The organism is Vibrio sp. Isolate33 (assembly GCF_022397895.1).
Taxonomy (GTDB): domain Bacteria; phylum Pseudomonadota; class Gammaproteobacteria; order Enterobacterales; family Vibrionaceae; genus Vibrio; species Vibrio pomeroyi.
On record NZ_JAKEUP010000004.1, the window covers coordinates 274,228 to 280,938 of the forward strand.

The following is a 6,711-nucleotide window of genomic DNA, read 5'->3' on the forward strand; positions in this document are numbered from 1 at the left end:
AGTTGCATTGGTTAAGGAATTAAACAAATGAAAGTAGAAACGATTGAAGCCGTAAAGGCATACGGTTTTTCAGTAAGAACGACTAACACTAACGAAGTTGACCCAGCAAAGGCGAAGATAGGCCAATTATGGCAAGGGTTTTTCGAGCAAGCTTTTCCCAAGCTGACACCGGATTCAAAGGTGTATGGCGTCTACACCAATTACGAGTCAGATTTTACGGGCGAGTTTGATGTTATCGCGTGTACCGATGCGCTTACCGATAACAATTTAGATAACCTAGTTGAAACCAATATCGAAGCAGGTAAGTTCCTAACATTCTCAGCAGAAGGTGAACTGCCACAAGCGGTTATCGATTTATGGGGAGAAGTGTGGGCTTATTTCAACGCACCGGATTGTCCACATGCGCGAACTTACACGACTGATTTTGAGTTTTACAAAGGTGAAACGGCAGTCGAGATTTCGATAGCGATTCAATAATTTTTGCTTGTCGATAGTTCATGAAAAGTTAATGGTAAGAAAGAGCCGCTCAGTATGAGCGGCTCTTCTGTGTAACCATTTTAAAGCTGGCTGACTACATCATTCTCATGAAGTAAGGGATGATCAGAGCATTGGCTAAATCGATGAAGAACGCGCACACCAAAGGCACGATGATGAATGCTTGAACAGAGTGTCCATACTTTTGGCTTACTGCCGACATGTTCGCCATAGCTGTCGGTGTTGAACCCAGAGAAATCCCACCGAAGCCTGCACATACAACGGCCGCGTCATACGTTTTCCCCATAGACGGGAATACAATGAAGATATTGATGACCACAGCCAGTAGAAGCTGCATTGCTAATATCGCAAAGATTGGACCTGCTAAGTCAATCAATGTCCAAAGCTGCATGCTCATTAGCGACATCGCCAAGAAAGTACCTAAAGAAATTTCTGCAATCAGGTCGATAGCAGGTGAACGGGTCGGCCATTTGGTGCCAGATATTCTTGGATAAGAGTCGGGGATCACGTTGGTAATCACAATACCGGCGAACAAACACGAAACGAACAGCGGCAGTTGTAACCCAGTTTGGCTTATCAATTCATTCAGTAAAGCCCCAACTATGACACAAATATGGATAGCTAATACTGCATCGAGAAATTGATACGACGTAAGGTCTTGCTTCTGTTTGTTAGTATTCGAACTTTGAGAGTAATCTTGGCCTTCAGCTGGCTTTAGGTTGTGACGCTTGATAAGAAACTTAGCAATCGGGCCGCCCATCAAACTGGCTAAGATAAGCCCAAATGTGGCACTAGCGATGCCAATCTCCATTGCACTTTCTAAACCAAACTCCTCTGCAACCTTGGGAGCCCAAGCGATTGCAGTACCGTGCCCACCAATCAATGAAATACTGCCACTCAACAATCCAAATACAGGCTCTAAACCAAACATTGATGCGACAGAAATACCAACGATGTTTTGCATAATCATAAAGAAAATGGTGATGATGAGTAGAATCACCAAAGGTTTGCCACCTTTGAATAGGTCTTTCAAGCTTGAGTTGATACCGATGGTGGTAAAGAAATAGACCAACAAAACATCGCGAGCGAACAGATCAAACTGAACTTCTATCGATGTCGTCGCGTAAAGCGCTGCAAAGAACAGAGACGCTAAAATCCCGCCTGATACGGGTTCTGGAATACTGAACTCTTTCAAAAAACCGATGACTTGATTCAGCCTTCGTCCAATAAATAGCACTACGATACCCATGGTCACCGCAAAGAATGACCCAAGGTGTAAGACGTTGTTTTCAAATTCCATAATGACCTTTTTTAAATATAATTCTGACGTGTTTTATGAGTGCTGGTTAGCAAGTTTATAAGCAACTAGATTAGCATTATTCGTTATTCTGAAAAGATAAGAAGCTTTTAAATTCAGCATCGGAGATAAGTTGTTTATTGCCTTCTTCGATCAACAAATCGACCTTGTGTTTGTCTATCGTGAAATCGGTCGGGATTTGATTGAGTGAGTAACGAGTCTCGTCATCGTCGACCTTGTTCAAGCTTATCTCAATGAAATGCGGGACAACCTGATGACCTTCGTAAGAGGAGAATTCTGCCCAAGACGTTAACTCGTCTACGATCAAATCTTTAGTGGTGTCGTTGTAGCGGTGTAATTGAATGTCGGTGATGACATCGACGGTCTGCTTCACGGTTGGCATGTCGATAGAATCACCGATGCCAGACTCAGGTTGGGTTGAAGCATCCACTGAGATGATGACAATCGGGCGCACAGATTGGTTCTTGTGTAGGTTTTTGAGTTTTTCTTTATCGTTGTAACGCAAATATTCCGACATCTCATAAACTGATAATAAGCCAAGGTTATCGGTGATCCCACCATCCACTAGATGAAGATAATTCACTTGGTCTTTATTGCTATAAGACTCTAACGACTTGATGAGGTTTCTATTGCGATAACTGGTGGCTTCGAACGAGGGCTGTAAGTGCTCCGTTTTGTCACAGTTGTTTTTGTTTTCAAGTACCACCGGCGTAAAAACGAAAGGCACAGCAGAGGATGCTGTCACTGAGCTCGACACCGAATAGCTGTTTAGATCTGAACAAATCAGGTCAAAGTATTCTTGCGTGAATGAAAAGCGTGAACCCGTCGATATGTCGGTGGCGTTGATCACAACGTAAGGTGCGCCTTCACGTCGAATGTCGGCAAACGTACTGTCCCCAAAGATGTTGGCGTCGTAATAGTCGGTCGCTTTATCCGTTCTGGTCGCATAGGAGAACCAATAGGTCGGAGACAACAGAATAGAGATGAGATCCTCAGACACTTCGTGATAGAGAAATGCCTTTTCGTAATCTTCGAATATCTTATCGCCATACAAACCGTAGTACGCAGCAGTAAAACTGCCTCCGGACACCGCGCTGATCATGTCGACCTCTTCGAGCAGATTGATGCGTTCGCCATCAACTTCCATGTCAGTATCACGCAGTGCTTGTAAAACACCGTAAGAGAGCGCTGCCGCCCGCGTTCCTCCACCTGAAAAAGAGAGGATCAAAGTGACTTTGTTGTCTTGTCTGTAGAAGTTTTCCGCCGTGTAAGATTGGTTTGGCTTGTTGTTAGATTGGGTTAGGTTTTGGTCGGTAGTTGCGTTTAGAGAGCGCGTTTTGGCTTGGTCGTTTAACGGACTTACATTGGTGACTTTGTTCTTTGCGCTGCAGCCTGAAAGATTAAGCGAGAATACCACTAACAGTGAAACTTTGGCTAATCCGGTAAGCCAATGCATAGGGTTATCGAAGCTGTTACTTTTAGGATTCGGCATAGCGCAATTCAAACTAACGTCTGGTTAAGAGAAAGGCTATTTTCGTTGATATCTAATATGCTATCAACGGTATCACATACGACACAGTGTCACGAAATACGTAACAATCCTTGATAAATAGGTGAGTATTGTGTTGTTTCGTCTTATCCAAAAAGACAATCTTGCTTAGTTTCATTCCACAAAGGGTATTGCTTCATGATTTGGGTGTAGAGCTTGCTGTCTAGATGCGCTCTTAACCAACGTCCTACGTTTTGATATTCAGATTTCACAAACCATTTCTTTTCGACTCGCACAAACTGGCTGACAAACGGCATCACCGCAAAGTCGGCTAGGCTAGGTGTATCGCCAAACAGGTACTCGTGATGAGCGAGTTTGCTTTCCAGTTCTGAAATAAACCCTTCGCAAGCTTGTCTGCGTTGTTCAGTATCAACGTTTCGGTAGCGAACAGATGCTCGATACTTTTCTAGGTGACCAATAAACTCATTGTCGTTACGAGCGATCAACTCAAGAACCTCTTGGTTTAGTTCTGGCTCGCTTGAACGCATCAGATCTTGAGGATCGTTTTGTTCCAACGCCCAAATCATCACTTCTATGCTTTGTTCTATAATCGTACCTTGTGGCAAAACAAGTACCGGTACAGTGCCTTTAGACGAGCTGGCTAATAGTTCGCTAGGCTTGTCTTTGGTGACAATTTCTCGAAGTAACACTTTTTGCTGTGATAGTGCGATGCCCATTCTTCCGCGCATTGCATAAGGGCAGCGACGCAGAGAGTAGAGGATAGGTAGGTCGGATTCGTTCGGCATTATTGAGGTCATTTAGTTTGAAAAGTGTTGTACGGTGGTAAAGAGATCGTGATGTGGGTAGAATACGCGGCTTAAAAATTATAAGTAAGTGAGCGACTTCAAAAATGAGCAGAAAAATTGAGTTATTAGCCCCAGGTGGCGATGTAGAAGCGATAAAAGCAGCCATCGTAGCTGGTGCCAATGCGGTTTATTGTGGTTTAGACACCTTCAATGCTCGTAACAGAGCTTCTAACTTATCGTTAGATGAATTGAACGGTGTAATTCGCCTTGCTCATGAATACGGCTGTGAAGTGTTCCTGACTCTTAACGTTGTACTGCTTGAGCACGAAACGAAGAGCATCACTAAGCTACTAAACCAACTAGTGAACACCAAAGTCGATGGCATCATCGTTCAAGACTTAGGTTTGTTCAACCTAGTGAGAAAGCACTTCCCATCACTGGACGTTCACGCATCAACTCAGTTAACTACTCACAACGAAGGCCAGATTAAGTTCTTGTCTAAGATTGGCGCAACTCGCGTTAACTTGTCACGTGAGCTAAACCTTCCAGAAATTAAGATGCTGACAGAAGTGGCGCACGACCACGATGTACTGACAGAAGTCTTCGTACACGGCGCTCTGTGTATCGCATTCTCTGGTCAATGTTACTCAAGCTCGGTAAGTGTAGGTAACTCAGGTAACCGTGGCCGTTGTAGCCAAGCGTGTCGTGATGAATACGAAATCACCAACGCGGGCAACAAGTTCCCACTTAACTTAAAAGATAACTCAGCTTACTACGACCTACCTGAATTGGTAGACGCGAAAGTTGATTCATTGAAAGTCGAAGGTCGTATTAAAGGCGCACACTACGTTTACACAGTGGTCGACACGTGGCGCAAACAGATTGATAGCTTTGTAGAGAGTGGTTTGTTGATCGAAGACGATTCAAACCTGCACAAAGTATTCAACCGTGATTTCACCAACTCTTTCCTTAAGGGCAACCTGACGAAAGACATGTTCATTGATAACCCGCGCGACAACAGCATGAACTACGCTGTTGAAAAAGCGACGGAGCAGAACAACGAAATCTCGGTAGTACAGATTCAAGAAGTGACTAACGAACTTCACCAAGCGAAAGACGTTCTTGGCAACGAGATGCGTGAAAAAATTGAGTTCCTTGATATTCGTAAAACGCCAGTTGCTCTGTCTTTTAGTGCGAAAGAAGGTCAACCATTCACGGTAACTGTGAACACATCAACAGAGAACTTCACCCTTCAATCTAAATCACTACTTGTGGCGGTTGAAGAGAAGGCGATCACTCAAGAGTTGCTTGAGAAGCGCTTCAAGAACGTGAAGAGTGCGGTGCACACACTAGAAAGCCACGACTTCAGCGAAGTTGACGCTGGTCTTGTAATTCCTTTGAAAGAAGTGTCTGACCTTAAAGATGAGATCGACTTCATTCTGAACGGCTCTGTGGAAGTGATTAAGCACGTTGAAGTGCCAGCACTGCCACAACACCCTAAAGTAAATGAGAAGCCAACCATGTCGATGCTGATTGCTGATGTGGAAGACTTGCACCTGTGTGACGTTACTGATGCTGCTGTTTACTTCAAACTGCCTGAAAGCTTCAAGAAGCGTTGCAACAAGTACATCGACATCTTGGCTGCAAACCCACGTTTGATTCCTTGGTTCCCAGCTGTATTGATTGGTAAAGATTACGACGAAGCGGTTCGTATCCTTGAAGAGATCAAACCTGCGCGCATCGTGACAAACAACACGGGTATTGCGTACAAGGCTTACGAAATGGGTATCGAGTGGGTTGCAGGTCCATTCATGAACACAACCAACTCTCACGCATTAGTGACTCTGAAAGAAGAGCTTAACTGTGCAGGTGCATTCATTTCGAACGAGATCAACAAAGGTCAGATTCGTCATATTCGTCGCCCAGAGAACTTCAAACTGTTCTACAGCATCTACCACCCAATCTTGATGATGACCAGCCGTCAGTGTTTCTTCCAAAGAACGGTAGGTTGTAACAAACCAAGCATTGAAGCAGGATGTATGCTGAAGTGTGAGAAAGCGACTACGATTACTAACGTGAAAGGCATCTCTTTCGCGGTTGATAAACAGAAGGGTGGCTACCCAAGCATTTACAACCACGAACAGTTCTTAAACCATGATGCTGTAACGGATTTCTCAGGCTTGTTCGACGAATTCTTCATCGACCTAACCAACATCGGTGCGGGTTCGAAAGAAGTACAAGACAAAGTAGAGCTTATCAAACACTTCGAAGCGCTATTGAACGGCGTTGAGGGTTCACAACAGAACCTAGAGCAGATGGTTGAGATTCGTACTAACGCTCAGTACGTACAAGGTCTATAGGGTTCAAGGTCTATAAGCTACAAGGTCTAAAGCTTTTAAGACAAAGAGTATTCAATGCTTATAAGGCTTAACTGCTTATAAACATTTTAAACCATGACCCGTCCTGATATGGGTTGACACTTGATTGACTAAAACGCTCGATGTATTTCATCGGGCGTTTTGTATTTTAGAGCTGTGTGAGGCCTATATTCATTATAGATTTTTACTGATTCAGCGACCATTTTCTTTGCTTCATCTAAATCA

Annotated in this window: 6 protein-coding genes; 2 read left to right on the forward strand and 4 right to left on the reverse strand. The window is 43.9% G+C overall.

The window, feature by feature from the left end; genetic code table 11:
• The first annotated feature begins 27 nt into the window (after window positions 1-27).
• On the forward strand, window positions 28-477 hold the full coding sequence (locus L1D37_RS09965; protein WP_239847810.1) for a GyrI-like domain-containing protein: 450 nt from the start codon (window positions 28-30) through the stop codon (window positions 475-477).
• A 94-nt stretch (window positions 478-571) separates the two neighbouring features.
• On the opposite strand, the gene gltS is transcribed toward L1D37_RS09965, so the two are convergent.
• From gltS to L1D37_RS09980, 3 genes are all read right to left on the reverse strand, one after another.
• Window positions 572-1,795 carry a sodium/glutamate symporter gene (gene gltS / locus L1D37_RS09970; protein WP_239847811.1) on the reverse strand — a complete coding sequence of 408 codons (1,224 nt, stop codon included), beginning with the start codon at window positions 1,793-1,795 and terminating at the stop codon, window positions 572-574.
• Between the two features lie 76 nt (window positions 1,796-1,871).
• Window positions 1,872-3,305 carry a patatin-like phospholipase family protein gene (locus tag L1D37_RS09975; RefSeq protein WP_239847812.1) on the reverse strand — a complete coding sequence of 478 codons (1,434 nt, stop codon included), beginning with the start codon at window positions 3,303-3,305 and terminating at the stop codon, window positions 1,872-1,874.
• Between the two features lie 143 nt (window positions 3,306-3,448).
• A complete protein-coding gene (locus L1D37_RS09980) occupies window positions 3,449-4,108 on the reverse strand; it encodes a glutathione S-transferase (protein ID WP_239847813.1) in 660 nt (219 codons plus the stop codon).
• A 104-nt stretch (window positions 4,109-4,212) separates the two neighbouring features.
• Here L1D37_RS09980 and L1D37_RS09985 point away from each other — a divergent pair, with 104 nt between their 5' ends.
• Window positions 4,213-6,468: a peptidase U32 family protein gene (locus L1D37_RS09985; protein WP_239847814.1), complete on the forward strand. Its 2,256-nt coding sequence runs from the start codon at window positions 4,213-4,215 to the stop codon at window positions 6,466-6,468.
• Between the two features lie 128 nt (window positions 6,469-6,596).
• Here the strand turns inward: L1D37_RS09985 and L1D37_RS09990 are convergent.
• The coding region (locus L1D37_RS09990; RefSeq protein WP_239847824.1) for an integrase core domain-containing protein at window positions 6,597-6,711 on the reverse strand (115 nt) is incomplete at its 5' end.

Excerpts from the sequence above, each read along its gene's own strand:
- L1D37_RS09975 (WP_239847812.1), bottom strand. The coding sequence starts at position 3,305 with ATGCCGAATCCTAAAAGTAACAGCTTCGATAACCCTATGCATTGGCTT.
- gltS (WP_239847811.1), bottom strand. The coding sequence starts at position 1,795 with ATGGAATTTGAAAACAACGTCTTACACCTTGGGTCATTCTTTGCGGTG.
- L1D37_RS09985 (WP_239847814.1), top strand. The coding sequence starts at position 4,213 with ATGAGCAGAAAAATTGAGTTATTAGCCCCAGGTGGCGATGTAGAAGCG.
- L1D37_RS09965 (WP_239847810.1), top strand. The coding sequence starts at position 28 with ATGAAAGTAGAAACGATTGAAGCCGTAAAGGCATACGGTTTTTCAGTA.
- L1D37_RS09980 (WP_239847813.1), bottom strand. The coding sequence starts at position 4,108 with ATGCCGAACGAATCCGACCTACCTATCCTCTACTCTCTGCGTCGCTGC.